The sequence below is a fragment of the Bradyrhizobium sp. genome (genome assembly GCF_016462955.1).
Taxonomy (GTDB): domain Bacteria; phylum Pseudomonadota; class Alphaproteobacteria; order Rhizobiales; family Xanthobacteraceae; genus Bradyrhizobium.
Genome location: NZ_JAEMSD010000176.1, coordinates 11,831 through 12,665, shown reverse-complemented (window position 1 = coordinate 12,665; position 835 = coordinate 11,831). Strand labels below are relative to the sequence as shown.

The window sequence follows — 835 nt, the reverse complement described above, 5'->3', positions numbered from 1 at the left end:
GGCCAGAGCGAGGTGCTGCACGGGCTCAATGTCAAGGTCGCGCCGAGCGAGATCGTGGCGATCATGGGCCGCAACGGCATGGGCAAGACCACGCTGATGAAGTCGCTGATGGGCATCCTGCCTGCGAAAAGCGGCTCGGTGAACATGGATGGCGCCGAGCTCGGCAACCTCAAGAGCTTCGAGCGCGTCGCCAAGGGCCTCGCCTATGTGCCGCAGGGCCGCATGATCTTCTCCACCATGACCGTGAAGGAGAACATCGAGACCGGGCTCGTCGTGTCCGGTGGGTCCGAGGTGCCAGACGACATCTACGAATTGTTTCCGGTGCTGCTGGAGATGAAGGGCCGCCGCGGCGGCAATCTTTCCGGCGGGCAACAACAACAATTGGCGATCGCGCGTGCGCTCGCGACCAAGCCGAAGGTGCTGCTGCTGGACGAGCCGACCGAAGGCATCCAGCCCTCGATCATCAAGGAGATGGCGCGCACGTTGAAGCGCATCCGCGACGAGAAGGGCCTCTCGATCGTCGTCTCCGAACAGGTGCTGAGCTTCGCGCTCGACATCGCCGATCGCGTTCTGGTGATCGAGAACGGAGAGATCGTGCGTGACGATCCGCGCGACGCCGTCGATGCCGCACAGGTCTCGAAATATCTGTCCGTCTAACCAACCGTAGTCAAAGGGGAGCCTCTCGATGCCAGAGACACTGATCAAGGTCGATCTCACCAAGTCGGCCTATGAAAACGACATGGTGCATAATCGCTGGCACCCCGACATTCCGATCGTGGCCTGGGTCAATCCCGGCGACGACTTCATCATCGAGACCTATGACTGGACCGGCGGC

Annotated in this window: 2 protein-coding genes; both read left to right on the top strand. The window is 61.7% G+C overall.

Features of this window, described 5'->3' with window-relative positions:
• On the top strand, nucleotides 1–657 hold a 657-nt coding region (urtE, locus tag JHD07_RS18795; RefSeq protein WP_291624644.1), incomplete at its 5' end, for an urea ABC transporter ATP-binding subunit UrtE.
• A 28-nt stretch (nucleotides 658–685) separates the two neighbouring features.
• Nucleotides 686–835: acetamidase/formamidase family protein (locus JHD07_RS18790; RefSeq protein ID WP_291624645.1), on the top strand; the 150-nt coding region annotated here is incomplete at its 3' end.